The following is a 237-nucleotide window of genomic DNA, read 5'->3' on the forward strand; positions in this document are numbered from 1 at the left end:
ATCGATTCCTCTATTACAACCGATCACATCCATCAATATAAAGAAGATATAGAACTAATGAAAAAAACTGGGCATAACTCCTTTCGCGTTTCTATTTCTTGGGCACGAATGTTTCCAAATGGCGGTACCGGAAAAGTAAATCCCAAAGCCATTTCTTTCTATCGAAAATTATTTTCCGAAATGAATAATAACGGAATCAAAGTATTTGCCAACTTATATCATTTTGACATGCCTGCT

General features: G+C 35.0%; 1 protein-coding gene. It reads left to right on the forward strand.

All coding sequences use genetic code 11. The annotated features are described in order from the left end of the window. Positions 1–237, forward strand: a 237-nt coding sequence (locus tag ACYSM9_RS22035; protein ID WP_461859070.1) for a family 1 glycosylhydrolase, incomplete at both ends; no start/stop codon positions are given.

It is taken from the genome of Arthrobacter sp. C152, assembly GCF_054890965.1.